This window comes from Microbacterium sp. MF43 (assembly GCF_012847295.1).
Taxonomy (GTDB): Bacteria; Actinomycetota; Actinomycetes; order Actinomycetales; family Microbacteriaceae; genus Microbacterium.
In genome coordinates this window covers 126,300-146,041 of record NZ_JABBDY010000005.1, presented here as the reverse complement: position 1 = coordinate 146,041, position 19,742 = coordinate 126,300, and the positions used below count along the sequence as shown (strand labels likewise).

The following is a 19,742-nucleotide window of genomic DNA, read 5'->3' as shown; positions in this document are numbered from 1 at the left end:
AGGAGACGCGTGTTCGACAGCCCGATGTCGGCCTCGGCGTACGAGGTGCTCGGAGTCGAGCCCGACGTCGACGAGGAGGCCCTGCGACGGGCCTACCGGCTGCGCCTGCGCCAGACCCATCCCGACACCGGCGGTGACGCGGCGGTCTTCATCCAGGTGCAGCGGGCGTGGGCGCTCGTCGGAACTCCCGAGGCCAGGGCCGCGTACGACCGCGGCCACGGATTCGCCGATGCTCCGGCCCCGGAGTGGTCGGGGTGGCGGGCGCCGGCCGCGCGCACCGATACGCGACCGCGCGCACGCTCGTACGGACACCCCGGAGGCTGGCGCCGCGAGCGGTACCTGACGCTCATCCGGGAGTGGGCCGGGCGCGGCGTCACGCTCGAAGACCCCTACGACCCCGCGCTCGTGCGCTCGGCACCGCAGCACCTGCGCCGGCTGCTCGCCGACGCGCTGGCGGAGGAGGCGACCGCCCGCATCGTGGCCGACCTCGGGATGGGCTACACCGTGTGGCACGACGTCACCGCCGCCGGGCGAGACGCCGACCCCGACGCGAAGGTCGACCACATCGTCCTCGGCCCCAGCGGTCTCTACGGCGTCCTCTCGGAGGACTTCGGCGGTCCGGCGCGACTGCGGCGCGGGGAGCTCACCGGCGACGGCGTCGCCGGCACGCCCGTCGCCACGCTCGTCGCCCGCATGCGCGGACTCTCGCGCGCGGCAGGCGTGCGCTTCAGCGGCGCGATCGTCGTGCTGCCCGACGACGATGTGCTGCAGGTCATCGAGGAGATCGGCAAGGTGCGCGGCACGCCGGTCGCGATCGTCGCGCGGAGCGCGCTGGCGACGGTGCTCCGCCGCGGCATCACGGGCGTGCGCGCGATCGGCGGCAACGAGGTGTTCGACGTGCGGACCCGTCTGCAGCAGACGGTGCGGTTCGCGTAGCGCGCCTCTGGCGCTCAGTCGGTGAGGCCGAAGAGCTCGAGCGGATGGGTGAGCCGCCACCAGGCCGACGGCCCCTCGACGTCGTCGGCGAGGCGCAGGTCGACCGTCGTCGCATCGAGCGGACCGGTCACCGTGAGCTCGCCGACCGCGTCACCCTCGTCGCGGTGGTCGCCGAGCGCATAGATCGGGGCGACCGTCCCCGTTCCGCCGTTCCACAGCACGACCGAGGCGTCGTCGGCGACCACGATGTCGACCTCCTCGCCCCACGCGGTCGTCACCTCGCCGGCGGTGGTGCCGGCCGTCACCGACGGCTCGGGCTGCAGCTCCTGCTCGAGCTGGGCGTACAGCGCCCGCGAGGCGGCGAGGCGCGCATCGTTGTCGGGCTGCCCGAGCACCGATGCGAACAGGCGCACCGGCGTCTCGCCGATCACGACGTCCTTCGCCGAGAGCAGGTTCCAGGCGTCGAGCGTGCCGGTCTTGATGCCGACCACGCCGGGGTCGGCCAGCAGGCCGTTCGTGTTCTCGACCAGGCCCGCGCCGGGAAGCTCGACGGACTTCTTCGCGACGATCTCGGCGATCACCGGATGGGCGAGCGCCTTGCGGGCGAGCGTGAGGAGAGCCTCGGGGGTGGCGGTGTTCCCGGGGTCCATGCCCGTCGGCTCGACGATCGTGATGCCCGGAACGCCGTGGGTCCGGAGCCAGTCCGTCGCGGCGCGTGCGAACACCTGGTCGGACGGGAAGAGGTTGCCGACCAGGCGATCGGCGTAGTTGCCGGCCGAGCCGATGAGCATGCCCTCCAGCAGCTGGTACTGGGTGAGCACGCCGCCGACCGGCACGTCGAGCGCCGACTCGCCCGCCGCCCGGTAGTCCCAGTAGGCCAGCGTGTCGCCGTAGTCGAAGCGGAACTCCGGCCCCTGCTCGCCGACGGCGAGCGGCATCCGGTCGAGCACGACGAGGGCGGTGACGAGCTTGGTGATGCTGGCGATGGAGTCGGGTTCGGCAGCGGATGCCGCGGCGCCCGCGACCCCGCCGACCGAGACGGCCGCGCTGCCCGCCGCCGGCCAGGCCGGGGCTGCGGCCGGGGCAGGGGTGGGGGTGATCTCGATCGCCGTCACGGTGGGGGCGACGGCGTGCAGCGGCCACGCGAGCGTCGTGGCCGCGTATGCCCCGAACACGCTCGCGAGCACGAGCGTCGGCACGATGACGCCGGCGCGGAGCGGACTGCGCGGCGGGAGGTCGGAGAGGAGGTCGGCATCGACGGGGATGTAGGGCGTCGACGCGACGCGCAGGTCCGCGGGCGCGAGCGGACGCGTGATGGTGGACTCGTCGACCCACTGCAGCGCGAGCGGCCGCGTGCCCGCCTCCTCGGCGGGCGTCTCGTCGAGTGCCTCCTGACCGCCCGGGAGATCACCGAGCGCAGTGGTGCTCGCACGCTCGATCGACGCGGTCGCCGTCGCAGCGATCGAGCCGCCCGCGCCGGTCGTGCTGACCGCGTCGGCGCCCAGGGTCAGCATCCCTTCCGCAAGGCCGGGCTCGCCCTTCGCGACGGGGAACTCGCCCGTCGCGGCCCGAAGCGCACGGCGCGTCAGGGTGGGCGCGTCATCCGGAGTCACCCGCTCAAGATAACGCAGGCCGCGGGCGTATACTCGTCCACACAACCACGGGAGTCCGGTGAGCCGGGCTGAGAGGAAGCGATCCACGCTTCGACCGTCGAACCTGATCCGGATCATGCCGGCGCAGGGAGGAGTTCACATGCACGCCACCGCGTCCGCCCCCACCACGACGTCGTCCCCCGCGACGCCGCCCGCCCACCCGTTCCGGTGGCGCGTGGTCGACATCGTCGTCGCGAGTGTCATCGGCGTGGCATCCGGTCTCGTCTTCCTGCTCTGGAACGTCGCCTACCGCGGCCCGAGCGCGCTCCTCGAACCGCTCTGGCCCGGTCTCCAGGGCCTCCTCGACGGCCCGTGGCTGTTCGCCGGCGTGCTCGGCGCCCTCATCATCCGCAAGCCCGGCGCTGCGATCTACACCGAGGTCGTCGCCGCGGCGGTGTCGGCGCTGACGCTCGTGGGCAACACGTGGGGCGCGTTCCTCACCCTCGAGGCGGGGCTCGTGCAGGGGCTCGGGGCCGAGCTGGTGTTCCTGCTCTTCTTCTACCGCCGCTGGTCGCTGCCGGTCGCGATCCTCGCAGGCATCGGTGCCGCCCTGGCGGGCGGCGTGAACAACCTGCTGCTGTGGTACGCGGGCGCCGACCTCCCCTTCGTCGTCGTGTACCTCATCAGCACCTCGATCTCGGGAGCCCTCATCGCCGGCCTGCTGACCTGGCTGCTGGCGCGCGGCCTCGCGCGGACGGGTGCCCTCGACCGGTTCGCCTCCGGCCGCGAGGCACGCACCCGCGTCTGACCCCGTGTCCGAGGTGATGCCGCGGCCGGCCGCCGTCGAGGCGCGGGGCTGGGGCTGGCGGCACGCGTCGCGTCACGCCTGGGCGGTGACGGATGCCTCGTTCCGCATCGAGCCCGGAGAGCGTGTGCTCCTCCTCGGCGCATCCGGCGCCGGCAAGTCGACGCTGCTGCACGGCCTCGCGGGCGTGCTCGGTGGCGAAGAGGACGGTGAGCAGACCGGCGAGCTGCTGATCGACGGCGCGGCGGCCTCCGCGGCGCGTGGGCGAGCGGGCCTCGTTCTCCAGGACCCCGATGCGCAGGTGATCCTGGCCCGCGTGGGCGACGATGTCGCTTTCGGGTGCGAGAACCTCGGTGTGCCCCGCGACGAGATCTGGCCGAGGGTGCGGGCCGCCCTCGACGCAGTCGGTCTCGACGTGCCGCTCGACCGGGCGACCAAGGCGCTGTCAGGGGGGCAGAAGCAGCGACTGGCCCTCGCGGGGGTGCTCGCGATGCGGCCGGGACTCGTGCTCCTCGACGAGCCCACCGCCAACCTCGATCCCGAGGGTGTCGCCGACGTGCGCGATGCCGTCACGCGCCTGCTCGACGCCCACGAGGCCACGCTCGTCGTCGTCGAGCACCGCGTCGAGGTGTGGCTGCCCGTCGTGTCGCGCGTCATCGTGCTCGGCGAGGGCGGGGTCCTCGCCGACGGCACGCCCGCCGACGTCCTGGGCCGCCGTGGACCGGCGCTCGCCGCGAGCGGAGTATGGGTTCCCGGCATCCCTCCCGCCCGCCCTCCGGCGCCGGCCGCGCCTGCCGGATCCGCCCTGCTGTCGGCGGCGGATCTGTCGGTGCAGCGCGTCGCGGGTCATCCCGTCGCCTCGGGCATCGACCTCGAGGTGCGCGCGGGCGCGGTGCTGGCTGTCACCGGCCCGAACGGCGCGGGCAAGTCGACCCTCGGCCTCACGCTCGCGGGGCTGCTGGCTGCGGCATCCGGCACCCTCACCGCCGCACGCGAACTGGCCGGCGCCGCGGGGACGACCCCGATCCGCTGGAGTTCGCGGGAGCTCCTCACCCGGATCGGCACGGTGTTCCAGGACCCCGAGCATCAGCTGCTGGCCAAGACGGTCCGCGACGAGCTCGAAGTCGGACCCCGGGCGCTCGGTCTGCCGGAGGCGGCGACCGCGCAGCGCGTCGAGGAGCTCCTCGAGCGCCTGAGGCTCGCTCCGCTGGCCCGCGCCAACCCGTACACGCTGTCGGGGGGCGAGAAGCGCCGGCTCACCGTGGCCGCCGCGCTCGCCACCGCGCCTCGGGTGCTCGTGCTGGACGAGCCCACCTTCGGCCAGGACGCGCGCACGTGGGCCGAGCTCGTCGCGCTGCTCGCGCGGCTGCGCGACGAGGGGTCGGCCATCGTCACGATCACGCACGACCTGGACGTCGTGGCGGCCCTCCACGCCGAACGGTTCGTGCTGGCGCGGTCGGACGCGTCGTGACACTTCTCGACGCGCACGCGCGCACGAGCCGCATGGGGCGGGTGAATCCTGTCGCCAAGCTCGGGGCGGCCGCGGTCATCACGATCCCTCTCGTGCTCACGCTCGACGTCGTCTCGGCGACGGTGGCGCTCATGCTCGAGCTGCTGCTCATGCCGCTCGCGGGCCTCGGCTGGCGCGAATTCTGGGCACGCACCTGGATCGTGTGGGTGCTCGCGCCGCTCACCGGCCTGACGATCGCCCTCTACGGGCGAACGAGCGGGGAGGTGTACGTGCAGTGGCTCTTCGTGACGGTGAGCGAGGGATCGCTCGTCCTCGCGCTGGCCACGACCATCCGCGTGCTCGCGATCGCGCTGCCGTCGGTGGTGCTCTTCGCCAGCGTCGATCCCACCGACCTCGCCGACGGGCTGGGGCAGGTGCTGAGGCTTCCCGCACGGTTCGTCCTGGGCGCCCTGGCGGGTCTGCGGATGGTCGGCCTGTTCCTCGACGACTGGCGCGCCCTCGAGCTCGCCCGCCGCGCGCGCGGCGTCGCCGACAGAGGCCGCCTCCGCCGGTTCCTCGGCATGGCCTTCGCGCTGCTCGTGCTGGCGCTGCGCCGCGGGACGAAGCTCGCGACCGCGATGGAGGCACGCGCGTTCGGGGCACCGGGTGAGCGCACGTGGGCGCGCGAGTCGCGGTTCGGTGGGGCGGAGTGGGCGCTGCTGGCCGTCGGCGTCGCGATCGCCCTCGTGGCGACGGCAGCCGCCCTCGCCGCGGGCACGTGGAACTTCATCCTCGGCCCCGGCGCGTGAGCGCTCAGCCCGCGGCGACCAGGCGCTGGTACGGCGCCTGCAGCGCGGGGAAGTACGAGCCCCAGTTCACGGTCGAGGCATCCCGCCCCTTCTGCACCGCCACGAGCCGGTCGAGGTAGTACTCCCAGCCCGGTCCGATCGAGCCGACGTCCTCGCCGGGGTTGAGCCGCTGGCCGAAGACGAGCAGCGTGGCCTCGCCCTTCTCGACCAGCTCGAACCACAGGTGCCACGAGCCGCTGGCAGCGGACGTGTCGCCCGCGAAGCGCCGCGGCGGGTCGCATTCGAGGATCGTGTACTCCTCGGGCGCGACGTCCTCGCCTTCGGAGGTCATGAAGAACGCGACTCGCCCCGTCGACGGATCCCCTTCCCATCGTCCGATCCACCGCTCGAGGCGCGCCGACTGGGTCAGCTCGCGCCAGATCTCCGTGGCGGGGGCCGCGAACGTGCGCGTGAGCACGAGGTTCGGGTGGCCGTCGATGTCGGTGACGGTGCCCGTGATGGCGGTGCGGTCGGTCATGTGGCGTTCCACAGCTCCCGGTAGTAGGACAGGCGTTCGCGATCGGGGTCGATGCCGTACGCCTCGATGAGGGCGTCCTCCCATCCAGGTCCATAGTTCCACTCGGTGCTCATCGACGCCACGGCGATGTCGGCCCACCGGTCGCCGGTGCCGAGCTGCCCGAGGTCGACGTGTGCGAGCCAGCGGCCGTCGTCGCCGACGAGGGTGTTGGGACAGCACGCGTCGCCGTGGCACACGACGAGCAGGTCGATCGGCGGGGGTTCGCGCAGGGGCTCGGGAACCCGGATGCCCCGGCGCGCGGCGTTCTCGAGACGGGACGGCACGCTCCATACGAACGGGCACTCGTCCGCGGGCAGCGCGTCGTGCATCGCGCGGAGCCCTTCGCCCACCGCCCGGACGGCGACCTCGGGCTTCGCGATCCACCGCGGCGCCACCGCGCTCTCGCCCGGGATCGCCCTCGTCACGAGCCACTCGAACGCGTCGTCGTACCCGGCCTCGAGCACGTGCGGCACGCGGATGAAGCGGCCCGCCCACTCGAGCCGGACGGTCTCGTCGGCGAGCGAGGACTCCGCGTTGCGCGGTCCGTGCTTGATGTAGCGGCCGTCATCGGTGCGGAACGTCACGCCCCCGTAGTCGTTGCGCCACACCGGAGCGAGCGCGGCGCCGCGGGCGAGCGAGCGGACGCGCTCGGGGACGGCGACGGCGTCGACGGGGATCGACATCGTCAGACGCCGAGCGCGTCGAGCAGGATCGTCGCGTGGTTGTGATCGGGATCGTGCGCGCCGTACAGGAGGGTCGATTCCGGATGCCTCGCCAGCTCGGCCCGCAGTTCGTCGAGGTACGCGTTGGCGGAGAGCTCTGCGCGGTACGCGGCCTCGAACTCCTCCCACGGGAGTCCGCCGTCGTGGAACGCCCTGCGCAGGTCGGCGGAGGGTGCGGCCGCTTTGGCCCAGAGGTCGACGGCTGCGCGTTCCTTGCTCAGACCGCGCGGCCACAGCCGGTCGACGAGCACGCGGAAACCGTCTTCGGATGCCGGGTCGTCATAGACCCGCTTGAGTCCCACCGCCATGTGACCATGATGCCCCTCGACTACGCTGGGCGTGGCATCCGAGTTCGATCGTGAGACTCAGTACCGCGTAGGGTGGGATGCAATGTCACCGCAGTTCGAAGGAGAACGCATGGACCTCACGGGCGCCTCCGCCCTCGTCACCGGCGGCGCGAGCGGACTCGGACTGGCGACGGCTCGTCGGCTCGCGGCGGCGGGAGCGGCCGTCACCATCGTGGACCTCCCCGGCTCGGCCGGCGCCCAGATCGCTGCGGAACTGGGCGGCACCTTCGCCGCCGCCGACGTGACCGACCCGGCTCAGGTCGCCGCCGCGGTCGAGGTCGCCGCCGGCGCGGGGGACCTGCGGGTCGTCGTCAACTGCGCGGGCATCGCGCCCCCCGCCAAGGTTCTCGACCGCGACGGGCAGCCGACGCCGCTGGAGGGCTTCGAGCGGATCGTCCGCGTGAACCTCATCGGCACCTACAACGTCCTGTCACAGGCATCCGCCGCCATGGCCCGCACCGATCCGACCGCAGACGGCGAGCGGGGGGTCATCGTCAACACGGCGAGCGTCGCCGCCTTCGACGGACAGATCGGCCAGCCGGCGTACGCCGCGAGCAAGGGCGGTGTGCACGCGATGACGCTGCCGGTCGCCCGCGAACTCGCCCGGTACGCCATCCGCGTCGTGACCATCGCGCCCGGAATCATGGAGACGCCGATGCTGATGGGCCTGCCGCAGGCGGCGCAGGACTCGCTCGGGCAGCAGGTGCCGCACCCGCAGCGCCTCGGCAGGCCCGACGAATACGCACGACTCGTGATGGCGATCGTCGACAACGGCTACCTCAACGGAGAGACCATCCGTCTCGATGGCGCCATCCGCATGGCCCCGAAGTAAGGAGACTCCGATGAGCGAATCGATCCTGCTCCACGTCGAGGGCGGGCTGGCCCGCGTGACGTACAACCGTCCGGCGTACCTGAACGCGATGGACTTCGAGATGGCCGGTCGATGGCGTGACGTCGCACACGCCGTGACCGAAGACCCCGCGGTGGGGGCGGTGATCCTGGATGCCGCAGGCCCGGCTTTCTGCGCCGGCGGCGATGTCGTCGCGATGGCCACCTCGGGAGCCTCGGGCGCGGATGTCACCCGGACGGCGCATCTCATCCACGACGGCATCCGCACGTTCGCCACGAGCGACAAGCCGATGGTCGCGGCCGTGCAGGGCGCGGTCGCCGGCGGCGGGCTCGGGCTCATGCTGACGGCCGACTACATCGTCGCCGCCGACTCGTCCAGGTTCGTCAGCAAGTACGCCAACATCGGACTCACGCCCGATCTGGGCGTCTCGACGCTGCTCCCCGCCGCCGTCGGCCAGCGCCGCGCGCTCCAGCTCCTTCTGCAGGATCGCACCCTCACGGCGGCTGAGGCGCTCGACTGGGGCCTGGTGGCAGAGGTCGTCCCCGCGGCCGAGGTGCCCGTTCGCGCCGACGAGATCGCGGACTTCTGGCTCGCCGGCGCGACCGCCGCCTTCGGCCAGGCCAAGCGGCTGGTCCGTCAGGGCGCCCACCGTTCGTTCACCGACAACCTCGACGATGAGGCCGCATCGATCGGTGCGCGCTTCGCCACGCCCGAGTCGCAGGTGCGCGTGGCCGCGTTCGCGGCCGCGTCCCGCAAATCAGCCCCGAAGGAGACGGCATGACCACCCCCACGGACGCCGGACGCAGTCTCGCCGGAAAGACCATCCTGATGTCCGGCGGCAGCCGCGGCATCGGGCTGGCCATCGCGGTGCGCGCCGCCCGCGACGGCGCCAATGTGGCCCTGCTCGCCAAGACCGATTCGCCGCACCCGAAGCTCGAGGGGACGGTGCACTCGGCCGCCGAGCAGATCCGCGCAGCCGGCGGCCATTCGCTGCCGATCGTCGGAGACGTGCGCAACGACGACGACGTCACCGAGGCGGTGCTCAAGACGGAGGGCGAGTTCGGCGGCATCGACATCGTCGTCAACAACGCGTCGGTGATCGACCTCTCGTCGTCGCTGGATCTCGCTGCGAAGAAGTACGACCTCATGCAGGACGTCAACGTGCGGGGCACGTTCATGCTCAGCCGAGCGGCGGCGCCCATCCTGAAGGACGCCGAGAACCCGCACATCCTGTCGCTGTCGCCGCCGCTCAACCTGTCGCCCAAGTGGCTCGGCGCCCACACCGGCTACACGATGGCGAAGTACGGCATGACCATGGCGACGCTCGGCATGGCCGCCGAGTTCGCGAAGGCCGGGATCGCGGCCAATACGCTCTGGCCTGCGACCACCATCGCCACGGCGGCCGTGCGGTTCGCCCTCGGCGGCGACGCGATGATGAAGGTCAGCCGCACGCCCGAGATCTACGCGGATGCCGCCTACGAAGTGCTCCTCAAGCCGGCGCGCGAGTACACCGGCCAGACGCTCATCGTCGAGGACGTCCTCCGCGCGGCGGGGGTGACCGACTTCTCGGGATACGCCGCGGTGCCGGGAACGCCCGACGACCAGCTGTTCCCCGACATCTTCCTCGACTGACCCCGCCGGCGTAGGGTGACCGCATGGCGGTGCGGAGCCTCTTCCCGATCCTGGTTTCGCGAGACCTGCCGAGGCTCGTGAGCTTCTACGAGCGCGCGCTGCACGCTCGCGTGACGTACCGGTTCGGAAGCGCCGATCAGGATGACTACGTCTCGCTCGCCATCGGCGAGGCGTCGCTGGGGATCGGCCGGGATCCGTCTGCGCCGGCGGCCGACGGGCGGATCGCTCTGTGGTTCTACGTCGACGACGTCGACGCAGCGTACGCCCGCTGGATGACGGTCGGGGGCGACACGGTCCAGGTGCCCGGCGACACACCGTGGGGCGAGCGCGTGGCGCAGGTGCGGGATCCTGACGGCAACCTGGTCAACCTCGGGGTCGAGGCATCCGGATCGCCTGACTGATCCTCAGTGTTCTCCGCCGGTGAAGAGGAGGATGCCGCCGAGCCCGATCATCAAGCCGCCTCCGGTGGCCGAGAGGCGCGCGATGCGCCGCGGCGACCGCCCGAACCACGAGCGGGCTCCCGCCGCCGCGAGAGCCCAGATGCCGTCCGAGATGAGGGCGATCACGAAGAAGACCAGGCCGAGCTGGATCATCTGCAGCGGTACGGCGCCGGCCGACAGGTCGACGAACTGAGGCAGCACGGCCACGAAGAAGGCGATGGTCTTCGGATTGGTGACGCCGACGATGAATCCCTCGCCGAGCTGACGCCAGGCCGATCGCGGGGCGGCGCCGCCGTCGGCCGCTTCCGCTGCGCGGTAGCGGTGACGGATGGCCTGCACCCCGAGGTACATCAGGTACCCGGCACCCGCGACCTTCACGATCGTGAACAGCACGACCGACTGCGCCACGAAGCCGCCCACGCCCAGGGCGACGAGGCCGATGACCGGCAGGAGGCCGAGGGCGTTGCCGAGCACGCTGAGAAGGCCGCCGATGCGTCCCAGCGCGAGCGCCCTGCCGATCGTGAAGAGCACGCTCGGCCCCGGGATCACGATGAGCACGAGGGCCGCAAGGGTGAAGGCGAGGAGGTTCTCGGGAGGGACCACGAGGACACGATAGTCCCGGCATCCGGAACCCGCCGCCGTGTCAGCGCGGGAGCGCCGCGCCGATCAGGATGTCGACCGAGTCGTCATCGTGCCACCAGAAGCCGAGGCGATCGTTCGGTCCGAGCGCGCCCGGTCGATCGGCAGGAGCGACGTAGGTGTAGGGCACCGAGACGATCAGCGCGGCGTTGCCCCGCAGAGAGGCCGGCACGCAGCGGGCACGGCGCAGCGGACCGCGCTCGACGAGGATGCAGTGCTCCCGCTGGATGAGCCCGGCGGCGCCTGCGATCCACAGGTCCCACCCGTAGTACTCGCCGAGCGGGTAGGCCCAGTCCACCTCGCCGCTCGTGGGGAACTCCGGCACGTACGCGGTGCTGGGGAGATTGATGTACGTCCCGAAGGAGCCGTCGAGCGGCACCTGCAGAAGGGGCACCGCGGTCGAGTCCTGCGCGAAGGAGAACGCCTCACGGCCCTCCATGGGCACGCGCGTGACGGAAGGGGTCGGCGCGGCGGCCGGTGGCGGGACCGTCACGGCGGCCGCCCACGCCGTGACCGCGACGACGATGGCGAGACCCGCGGCGAGCGTGAGGATCGTGCGGCGGGGCGGAGGCGTCGCGGAAGGCGCGGGTCCCGCGGCGCGGGTCCCGGTGGCGCCGGGTTCAGCGGCGGCTGCGGAACGAGACGGTCCCGGCGGAGCGGGCGGGGGATCGGATGCCCGCGGCCGGACCGTGTCGTCGGCGGACCCGGGCTCCTCGTCCGTCGCTTCGGCGGGGAGATCGGCGACGGCGTGCTCATGGCGCACGCGCTCCTCCAGCGCGATCAGGCGCGCGAGGGCCTCGGGGTCGGCGTCGATGTCGGGGGCGCGGTCGAACGCCCGCCGGCGCAGGCGATCGAGTTCCGCCCGGTCCGCGGCATCCATCTCAGCGCCCCCTCGCAGGCGAGGCGACGGCGCGCGTCATCGCGCCCATGTGCACCACGGTAGTCCGGGTGGCGTTCAGGTGGGTCCCCTACGCTCGAACCATGAGCACCCAGCCGCCCGTGCGCGCCACGAAGCCCCGACAGGTGCGTCCCGCGACCGAGGGCTGGACGCAGCAGAAGGACGCCGAGGGCCGCCCGCTCCTGCAGTTCGCCTCGCCGAAGCGCGGCAAGCCGCCCGTGCACCTCGCGGATCTGACGCCCGACGAGCGCGTCGCGAAGGTGAAGGAGCTGGGCCTCCCCGGCTTCCGCGCGAAGCAGCTCGAGAAGCACTACTTCCAGCACTGGACCCACGACCCCGCCGACATGACCGACCTCCCGGCCGCGGGCCGCGAGGAGTTCGTGCACGGCATGCTGCCGGCCCTCCTCACCGAGGTGCGACGCCTCGAGACCGACCGAGGCGACACGATCAAGTTCCTGTGGAAGCTGCACGACGGCGCGCTCGTCGAGTCGGTGCTCATGCGCTACCCGGGACGCATCACGCTGTGCGTCTCGTCGCAGGCCGGCTGCGGCATGAACTGCCCCTTCTGTGCGACCGGCCAGGCCGGGCTCACGCGCAACATGTCGGCCGCCGAGATCGTCGAGCAGGTCGTGCGCGCCAATCGGCTCATCGCCGACGGCCACCTCGGCGGCAAGAAGAAGACCGATCATTCGGCGGAGCGCGTGTCGAACATCGTCTTCATGGGCATGGGCGAGCCGCTGGCCAACTATGCCCGCGTGATGCAGGCGGTCCGCGTGATGACCGACAAGGAGCACGGGCTCGGCATGAGCGCCCGCGGCATCACGGTCTCGACCGTCGGTCTCGTGCCGGCCATCACGAAGCTCGCGAACGAGGACATCCCCGTCACGTTCGCGCTGTCGCTCCACGCCCCCGACGACCGGCTCCGCGACGAGCTCATCCCCGTGAACTCCCGCTGGAAGGTCGACGAGGCGCTCGACGCCGCGCGCGCGTACTTCGACAAGACCGGTCGCCGCGTCTCGATCGAGTACGCGCTCATCAAGGACATGAACGACCACGCGTGGCGCGCCGATCTGCTGGCCGAGAAGCTCAATGCGCGCGGCCGCGGCTGGGTGCACGTCAACCCGATCCCGCTCAACCCCACACCGGGCTCCATCTGGACCGCGTCCGAGATCGACGTGCAGAACGAGTTCGTGCGGCGCCTCAACGACGCCGGCGTGCCGACGACCCTCCGCGACACCCGTGGCAAGGAGATCGACGGCGCGTGCGGCCAGCTCGTCGCCACCGAGGACGACGAGGCGGTCGCCGCGGCCACTCCGCTCGAGGTCTGACGACCGCCGTCAGTCCGACTCGCCGACCGCTGTCGTCACGTTCCCCCCGGCATCGACGACCTGGAGGATCCAGCGGTAGGGCCCGTCGGTCTCGTCCGAGACGTCCGCCGACCACTGGTCGCCGGCCGAGCGCAGCTCCACAGCCTCCCACGGGCGGACGTCGCCGTCGCGGGCGTCCTTGGCCGGCTGGATCAGCAGGAGTGCGCGGACGATGCTGCCCGACGACGAGGGGTCTTCGACGGTGACGCGGAACTCGTCACCCGCGCCGACGTCGCCGATGACCGGCGGGAGGATGTCGCCGGCGTCGCCGTAGAGCACCTCCACGTCCATCTCGGGGAAGACCTCGATACCGGCGTCCGTGTTGGCCGGCACCCGCGCCGCCGTGGCCACCAGCAGCGTCGCCGGACCGTCGGGACCGGTGAGCCGGGTGAGGGCGACGAGAGCGGAAGGGGATGCCGGGGCATCCCCCGCCACGGGCGGAACGCCGCCGCCGGACGTCGGCACCGCCACGGCGGGACGGGCCACATCGCTCCAGCGCGAGCTCAGTGCGGTGACGAGAACGCCGCGGGGGACCGCGCCCGAGGCATCCGTCGACGGCACGGTGCGGATGACCGAGGGCAGCAGCGCCTGACCGGGCACGCTCAGCGGGAGGCCGCCATCCGCGGTGACGAAAGCCCGGGCCGCGCCCGACGAATCGGTACGCGTCACCGTCGCCAGGGAGGGAGCGAGCGTCGCCGTGACAGGTCCCTCGACAGCTTCGGCGGCGCTGTCGCTCGCCGGTGGTGGCAACGGGGGCTCCTTCGTCGAATCCTCGAACGTGTACAGCGGCACGCCATAGAAGACCGCCTGCATCGTGGCCGTCGCATCGAACGCGGTGTGGTGCGGCGAACCCGCGAGAGAGGACTGCTTGGCGTACGCGAGCGCGGCGCCGGCCGACACCGGGCCATCCGCAGCGCTGACCCCGATCCAGTCTGCGTAGACCGCCATCAGCCGCTCGCTGAGCGCCAGCGTGGTCTCGTCCGCGAGACCACAGCCGGTGTTGCCGATGAACCCGCCGGCCGCGGCGAACGAGTCGACCCAGTGAGCCCTATCGCCGTAGACCGAGTCGGGAAGGTGGATTCCCCCGTGGCATCCGAGCGACAGCACGAGCGCTCCGTCGAACGGCCCGTCGGCGGCGGTCTCGTCCAGCCCCTCGCCGATGTCGAGGCTCGACCGGTACGCCTCCGCCTCCAGGGGATCGCCCGCACTCTCGCCGTCATCCGCGAACGCGGCTCCGGGAAGCATCCTGCGCTCGTCGCCGACGCCGTTGAGCGAGATGATCCCGGGGGCACCGGCTCCCGCCTCCGGCGACAGCGCCGCCTCGACGTCCTCCGCGGTCCAGGCCGATTCGAGCAGCACGTCCCCTCGGCCCGTCCGCCAGCTGAGCGCGGCGCTCATCGCGTCGGGCAGGTCCGACCACGGGCCGTAGCCGCCCGCGAGAAGCGAGTCCGCCTTCAGGATGCCGTCGGCGCGCCGGAAGCGGTCGAGCTGCGCACGGATCTCATCGGGGGTGTCGACCAGGCGTCCGATCCCCACCGTCGGGACATAAAGGTGGCCACCCAGCGCCGGGTACGCGTCGGGCAGCGCGTACGGGTCGTCGCTGAGGAGGAACGACCCGGCCGTGATCGCCGCGTACGGCGTGGCGCACGGGTCGACGGCTCCGGCCGTCGTCGCCGCCGAGCAGGTGCCCTGTGACGCGGGCAGGCGAAGCGCCGCGGCGTGAGCGCGCTCGGCGACCGCGTCGTCCTGAGGAATGGGCGCGTGGGGGATCACGTCGTCGCCGCCGACGATGACGATCGCCGAGACGGCCTGCCGCTGCGAGCCGATGGCCGACTCGACATAGCGGTTGATGGCGGCCACCAGCTCCTGGCGAGCGGCGACCGAGCACGGGTCCGCGTCGAGCGACGCGCGGGCGGATGCGACGGCGGGGTCGGTCTCGACCGTGAGAACGGCTCCGCTCACCGAGTCCTCGCCGACGACGCCGGTGCCGTCGAGTGCCCGGATCGCGGTGAGCACCTCGTCCACCGCCTCCGCGCCGTGGAGGTCGCGCATGCGGGTGAGGTCGGTGAGGAAGACCGTGTTCGTCGAGGACGTCACTTCGTCGCTCGTCGGCAGCGCCGGGGTCTGTGCGATGTCGAGGCCGAAGGGGTCGAACGGATCGAGCGGGGCGAAGGGATCGATCGGGGCGTAGGGGTCCACCGGCGCGAACGGATCGTAGAAGCCTCCGTCGTCGGGGATGGCGGGAGCGGGCGGAACCCACGGCGCGCACCGGGGGGCGACCGGCTCGGTGCGGGTCTGGACGTGGATGCCGTAGCGACCGGCCTCTGTCGCACCGGCGGTGCGGGTGACCCGCACGAGCCACGGGGCGTCGCTGTCGGCGTCGCTCCAGCGACCACCGACCGTGGCTGACTCGCCGGCGCCCGCCTCGGCGTGGTCCACGAGGTCGTATCCCTCCACGGCGGGAAAGCCCGAGCCGATCGCCTGCGCGCCGCCGGGAACGGGCGTGATCGCGGTGTCGCGCGTGACCGGCACGCCCAGCGGCGTCGTCGCGGAGACGGGCTCCCACAGGGTGACGGCGAGCGGATGCGCCGACGATCGCACCGCGACGGTCAGTCGCTTCCCCGGCTGCGGCGGCGCCACGCGGTACCACTGCTCGTCGGCGGACGTCTCCTCGGTCGCCGCGGTCGCATCGGAGTCGAAAGCGCCGTAGCGCACGGTCGCCTCGACGAGCAGGGGCGCAGAGTCGATCTCCGTCTCGGGGGCACGGTCGTCCTCGGTGCCGGTCTCGCCGGCCACGGGCAGATCGGCCGTCGATACGACGTCCCGCGCCACCCCCTGCCCTGCGGAGAGCGTGGCCGAGAGCGCCCACGCGCCCAGACCGCGGCTGGCGGTGTAGTCGATGGAGACCGAGCGGACCGTGCCGGCGATCGCGTCGTCCAAGGGCAGCCGGACGACCGATCCGTCGACGTCGATCGTGCCCTCGTACGGTCCTTCGACGATGGTCGACTCCGGACCGGCCTCCGCGACCCGGACCGACGTGGGAGCCGTCACTGCGGGCAGTCGAACGGATGCCACGGCATCCGGGAACCGAACCGCCTCACCCGGCCCCGGGTCGAGGGCGAAGCGGAAGCTCGCGGTCCGGCCACAGGCTGCTCCCTCGCAGCTGCTCCCGGTCGAATCCTCGGTCGCCGCGTCCGCCGGCAGCAGCGCGGGGTCGAACGCCTCCCAGGGGACGCCGGTCGAACCGACCAGCGACAGCAGTGCCGCACCCACCGTCTGCGGTTCGGGTGACGTGGAGGCATGGGGGTTCGGGGTGACGATGGGCGCGGGGGTCGCCTTCGGTGCCGGGGTGGCCGTCGGTGTCGGGGTCGATGTCGGGGTGGGCTCGGGTGTCGGCGTGGACTCCGGAGTGGGCGTGCCCTGCGGTGACGGTGTTTCGCCGCGCTCGCCGACCGCGCGCGAGACGAAGGCGACGTCTGCGAGTCCCACCGCGCCGAGGTCCATCCCGGCCGAATCGACCTCGACCAGGCTCGTCTCCTCGGAAAGCTCGAGCTCGATGCCCTGTGCCGCCGCCGCGCGCTCCCAGCGGGCGAGCACGTCGCCCGACCCATCGATCGGAAGATCGGCGAGCGGCACGTCGCCCAGCAGCAACGACGCCAGCGACAGCGAGCCCACCGGAGTGCCGGCGAGCGCGAGGTCGCCGAGGCGAAGCCCGAGCACCGCCGCCTGCGCCGATTCCTCGGAGGACCCCGAACCGGCGTCGGCCTCCGCTGCCCACTCCATGACGTCGCGAAGGGTCACGTGGGCCGCCACGTCGTCCGCGAACGGCGAATCGGCGAGAAGAGCATCCCATCCGCCGGGCAGGTCGGCTCGCGAGATCGGCAGGTCGGAGATCGACGCGTCGCCCAGCGGCAGTCGATCCAGCGGCAGATCATGCAGGGCGGGGCCGAGTTCGGAGAGGTCGGTGCCCTCGAGCCGCGCCAGGGGAAGCCTGGCGAGCTCGTGCGCATCGCGCTCCAGCGCCTCGGCGGGGATGTCGGCGATCGCGGCACCAGTGACATATCCGGGCACGGGCGCTTCGCGTATCGCATTGGTGACCGACAGACCCTCGTGCGTGTGGAGGTCGATGGCGGTGACCGAGCGCGCGGCAGCGCTCATGTCGCCGGGACCCGCAACGGCGACGGTGCGTCCCGATGCGGACACGCTCGCCGACTCGCCCGGTCCGACGACCACGCTCGCCTCGCCGCTCGTCGCGCACTCCGCGCCGGCAGGCGCGGCATCCGTCCATCGCATCTCCGACGACCGAACGACCAGATCCTCGCTCGGCACGTTCGCCGAGACCTCGCCCGCGTCGGCATCCCGGATGCCGGCGTACACGATCGTCGACCCGTCCGCCGAGATGGCGGGCGCCGACGCGTCGGTGACGGTCGCCGCCGATTCGTCGACAGCGGCGACGACCCACCGCCCATGCCGATCGAGCATCGCGCCGACGATCGCGGGTGATCCGCCGCAATCCTCGACGCGGGCGGCGATGAACCCGCCGGTCGCGTCGACGGCTCCCGTTCGCGCGCCGGTCAGCACCGGCTCCGCCCGACCGGTGGCGCGGTGGATCCGGAACAGGTTCGGAGCGGTCGAAGCGCGTGGCGAGGCGGCCGCCGGGTCGGCGACGCGGGCCGTGACGACGATCCACTCGCCGTCGCCGCTGATCGCCGGCTCTCCGAGGCCCCCCGGCACGCTGCGTCCGGGCAGCACGCGCGTGACCGAGACGTCGCCGCGGGTCCCGTCGGCGTTCGCATCCAGGTCGGCCACGAAGACGTCGGTGGCGCCGTTGGTGTCGCCCGCCGAGAGGTTGGTGGCATCCGACTCGAAGACCACGAAACGTCCGTCTTCGGTGATGTCGGGATCGGCCGACGCGCCGTCGGGCTCGACGCCGGCGTCGAGGCGCAGCGTCGTCTCCTCGACGGTGTCGCGCACGAAGACGCCGGCGTGGTCGGAAGGACCCTGCTCCGGAACGAGGTTGCGGGCGCGGCTGACGAAGGCCACGTAGCGCCCGTCCCCGCTCACCGCAGGAGAGTGACTCATGCCGTCGGCGGAGACCTGCGCAAGGGAGCGGTCGGGACGGCTGACGAGCTCGGGCGCGCCGGAGAACGGGTCGCGGGACCCGGAGGCCGCCGTCGCGAGGAACACGTTGGGCACGCCCGGACGGGTGAGCGCCGCCAGGTCGGCCGCCGTGGACACGTAGGCCACGCTCTGGCCGTCGGTCGAGAGGGAGGGGTCGCCGGATTCGCCGCGATCGGTGCGGGATACCAGGTACACATCCGATCCGGCGGCATACTCGAACTCGGGTGCCGCGATCGCTTCGGCGCTCGCCGGCGCCGCGGGCGACCAGGCCAGGCCGGTCGCGATGAGGCCCGCGATCACCGCGTGGGAGAGCGTGCGGCGGGCACGCCGATCAGCGGGCCGCTCCGCATCCGCGGCGGGCCCGCGGTCGATGAGGTTCGCGTTTGCGCGCGCTCCCATGTACAGCTTCCCTATGAGGTCACGCCGGCCCAGAACGGTGAGACCGATGTCGTGTCAAGCAACTATCGCATTGCCGGGGCTCCTGCGCCATGCCGGGCCGAGGCATCCGTCACCGCACTAGCGTTGAAGGATGGTCAATCATCGGTATCTCGGCAACAGCGGTCTCAAGGTCTCGGAGATCACCTACGGCAACTGGGTGACGCACGGGTCGCAGGTGGATGACACCGCCGCGGTCGCCACCGTCCACGCAGCGCTCGACGCGGGGATCACGACGTTCGACACCGCCGACACGTACGCCAACACGGCTGCCGAGACGGTTCTCGGCAAGGCGCTCGAGGGTCAGCGCCGCGAGTCGCTCGAGATCTTCACGAAGGTCTACTGGCCGACCGGACCCAAAGGCCCCAACGACACCGGACTCAGCCGCAAGCACATCATGGAGTCGATCAACGGCTCGCTGCAGCGCCTCGGCACCGACTACGTCGACCTCTACCAGGCGCACCGCTACGACTACGAGACGCCGATCGAGGAGACCTTCCAGGCGTTCGCCGACATCGTCCGCCAGGGCAAGGCTCTGTACATCGGCGTCTCGGAGTGGACCGCCGAGCAGCTGCGCGAGGGGCACGCGCTCGCCAAGAGCCACGGCATCCAGCTGATCTCGAACCAGCCGCAGTACTCGATGCTCTGGCGTGTCATCGAGGGCAAGGTCGTGCCCACGTCGGAAGAGCTCGGCATCTCGCAGATCGTGTGGTCGCCGATGGCGCAGGGCGTGCTGAGCGGAAAGTACCTGCCCGGTCACCCGCTGCCCGAGGGCTCGCGCGCGACCGACGAGAAGAGCGGCGCGAACTTCATCAAGAGCTTCCTGCGCGACGACGTGCTCGAGGCTGTGCAGCGGCTCAAGCCCATCGCCGAGCAGGCCGGACTCACGATGCCGCAGCTCGCGATCGCGTGGGTGCTGCAGAACAAGAACGTCGCCGCGGCTCTCGTGGGGGCATCCCGTCCCGAGCAGCTCGCCGACACCGTCAAGGCCTCAGGCGTCACGCTCGACGCCGACACGATGGCCGCGATCGACACCGCGCTCACCGGCGTCGTCGAGAGCGACGCCGGGAAGACCTACGAGGTCTCGCCGAAGTCGCGTCCGGCCTGACGCGCTGCACGGGGAGAGGAGATCTGCGTAACCTC

The 19,742-nt window shown here is 72.2% G+C and carries 17 protein-coding genes and 1 riboswitch; of the genes, 10 read left to right on the top strand and 7 right to left on the bottom strand.

The annotated features are described in order from the left end of the window. The first annotated feature begins 9 nt into the window (after nt 1–9). Nucleotides 10–936 carry a DnaJ domain-containing protein gene (locus HF323_RS14460; protein ID WP_169583554.1) on the top strand — a complete coding sequence of 309 codons (927 nt, stop codon included), beginning with the start codon at nt 10–12 and terminating at the stop codon, nt 934–936. Between the two features lie 14 nt (nt 937–950). Here the strand turns inward: HF323_RS14460 and HF323_RS14455 are convergent, their stop codons facing one another. After that, nucleotides 951–2,549 carry a D-alanyl-D-alanine carboxypeptidase gene (locus HF323_RS14455; RefSeq protein ID WP_169583552.1) on the bottom strand — a complete coding sequence of 533 codons (1,599 nt, stop codon included), beginning with the start codon at nt 2,547–2,549 and terminating at the stop codon, nt 951–953. A 37-nt stretch (nt 2,550–2,586) separates the two neighbouring features. Continuing rightward, a riboswitch (TPP riboswitch) is annotated at nt 2,587–2,698 on the top strand. Between HF323_RS14455 and HF323_RS14450 the strand changes: the two genes are divergently transcribed. The 3 genes from HF323_RS14450 (at nt 2,689) to HF323_RS14440 (ending at nt 5,592) form a co-directional block, all read left to right on the top strand. Then, the gene (locus HF323_RS14450; protein WP_169583550.1) at nt 2,689–3,336 is read left to right on the top strand and encodes an ECF transporter S component; all 648 of its coding nucleotides are present in this window, start codon (nt 2,689–2,691) and stop codon (nt 3,334–3,336) included. Its footprint overlaps the riboswitch before it by 10 nt. A gap of 16 nt (nt 3,337–3,352) precedes the next feature. After that, nucleotides 3,353–4,804 carry an ATP-binding cassette domain-containing protein gene (locus HF323_RS14445; protein ID WP_188241729.1) on the top strand — a complete coding sequence of 484 codons (1,452 nt, stop codon included), beginning with the start codon at nt 3,353–3,355 and terminating at the stop codon, nt 4,802–4,804. Continuing rightward, nucleotides 4,801–5,592: an energy-coupling factor transporter transmembrane component T gene (locus tag HF323_RS14440; protein ID WP_317451093.1), complete on the top strand. Its 792-nt coding sequence runs from the start codon at nt 4,801–4,803 to the stop codon at nt 5,590–5,592. Before HF323_RS14445 ends, HF323_RS14440 begins: the two co-directional genes overlap by 4 nt. Before the next feature lie 4 nt (nt 5,593–5,596). Here the strand turns inward: HF323_RS14440 and HF323_RS14435 are convergent, their stop codons facing one another. From HF323_RS14435 to HF323_RS14425, 3 genes are read right to left on the bottom strand one after another with little or no spacing between them, the layout of a single operon-like run. Beyond that, complete coding sequence (locus tag HF323_RS14435) at nt 5,597–6,109, bottom strand: SRPBCC domain-containing protein (RefSeq protein WP_169583548.1); 513 nt, start codon at nt 6,107–6,109, stop codon at nt 5,597–5,599. Continuing rightward, nucleotides 6,106–6,831, bottom strand: a complete 726-nt coding sequence (locus HF323_RS14430; protein ID WP_169583546.1) for an aminoglycoside 3'-phosphotransferase — start codon at nt 6,829–6,831, stop codon at nt 6,106–6,108. The genes HF323_RS14435 and HF323_RS14430 overlap by 4 nt, the downstream gene beginning before the upstream one ends. A gap of 2 nt (nt 6,832–6,833) precedes the next feature. Continuing rightward, the gene (locus HF323_RS14425) at nt 6,834–7,178 is read right to left on the bottom strand and encodes a DUF488 family protein (protein WP_169583545.1); all 345 of its coding nucleotides are present in this window, start codon (nt 7,176–7,178) and stop codon (nt 6,834–6,836) included. A 109-nt stretch (nt 7,179–7,287) separates the two neighbouring features. On the opposite strand from HF323_RS14425, the gene HF323_RS14420 reads away from it, so the two are divergent. The 4 genes from HF323_RS14420 to HF323_RS14405 are packed head-to-tail and all read left to right on the top strand — an operon-like array spanning nt 7,288 to nt 10,100. After that, nucleotides 7,288–8,049 (top strand): SDR family NAD(P)-dependent oxidoreductase, encoded by a 762-nt coding sequence (locus tag HF323_RS14420; RefSeq protein WP_169583543.1) that lies wholly within the window; start codon nt 7,288–7,290, stop codon nt 8,047–8,049. Nucleotides 8,050–8,059: 10 nt separating this feature from the next. Beyond that, on the top strand, nt 8,060–8,848 hold the full coding sequence (locus HF323_RS14415) for an enoyl-CoA hydratase-related protein (protein WP_169583542.1): 789 nt from the start codon (nt 8,060–8,062) through the stop codon (nt 8,846–8,848). Beyond that, nucleotides 8,845–9,699, top strand: coding sequence for an NAD(P)-dependent oxidoreductase (locus tag HF323_RS14410; RefSeq protein WP_169583540.1), 855 nt, complete (start codon nt 8,845–8,847; stop codon nt 9,697–9,699). Before HF323_RS14415 ends, HF323_RS14410 begins: the two co-directional genes overlap by 4 nt. 23 nt (nt 9,700–9,722) lie before the next feature. Beyond that, nucleotides 9,723–10,100 carry a VOC family protein gene (locus HF323_RS14405; RefSeq protein ID WP_169583538.1) on the top strand — a complete coding sequence of 126 codons (378 nt, stop codon included), beginning with the start codon at nt 9,723–9,725 and terminating at the stop codon, nt 10,098–10,100. Between the two features lie 3 nt (nt 10,101–10,103). Here HF323_RS14405 and HF323_RS14400 read toward each other — a convergent pair whose 3' ends face one another. Then, nucleotides 10,104–10,742 (bottom strand): LysE family translocator, encoded by a 639-nt coding sequence (locus HF323_RS14400; RefSeq protein ID WP_169583536.1) that lies wholly within the window; start codon nt 10,740–10,742, stop codon nt 10,104–10,106. A gap of 40 nt (nt 10,743–10,782) precedes the next feature. Next, the gene (locus tag HF323_RS14395) at nt 10,783–11,658 is read right to left on the bottom strand and encodes a hypothetical protein (protein ID WP_169583534.1); all 876 of its coding nucleotides are present in this window, start codon (nt 11,656–11,658) and stop codon (nt 10,783–10,785) included. 101 nt (nt 11,659–11,759) lie between these two features. Between HF323_RS14395 and rlmN the strand changes: the two genes are divergently transcribed. Further along, nucleotides 11,760–13,004, top strand: a complete 1,245-nt coding sequence (gene rlmN, locus HF323_RS14390) for a 23S rRNA (adenine(2503)-C(2))-methyltransferase RlmN (RefSeq protein WP_169583532.1) — start codon at nt 11,760–11,762, stop codon at nt 13,002–13,004. A gap of 9 nt (nt 13,005–13,013) precedes the next feature. Here rlmN and HF323_RS14385 read toward each other — a convergent pair whose 3' ends face one another. Continuing rightward, nucleotides 13,014–18,563, bottom strand: coding sequence for a PD40 domain-containing protein (locus tag HF323_RS14385; protein ID WP_169583530.1), 5,550 nt, complete (start codon nt 18,561–18,563; stop codon nt 13,014–13,016). 130 nt (nt 18,564–18,693) lie between these two features. Between HF323_RS14385 and HF323_RS14380 the strand changes: the two genes are divergently transcribed. After that, a complete protein-coding gene (locus tag HF323_RS14380; RefSeq protein WP_169583528.1) occupies nt 18,694–19,707 on the top strand; it encodes an aldo/keto reductase family protein in 1,014 nt (337 codons plus the stop codon). Nucleotides 19,708–19,742 lie beyond the last annotated feature (35 nt).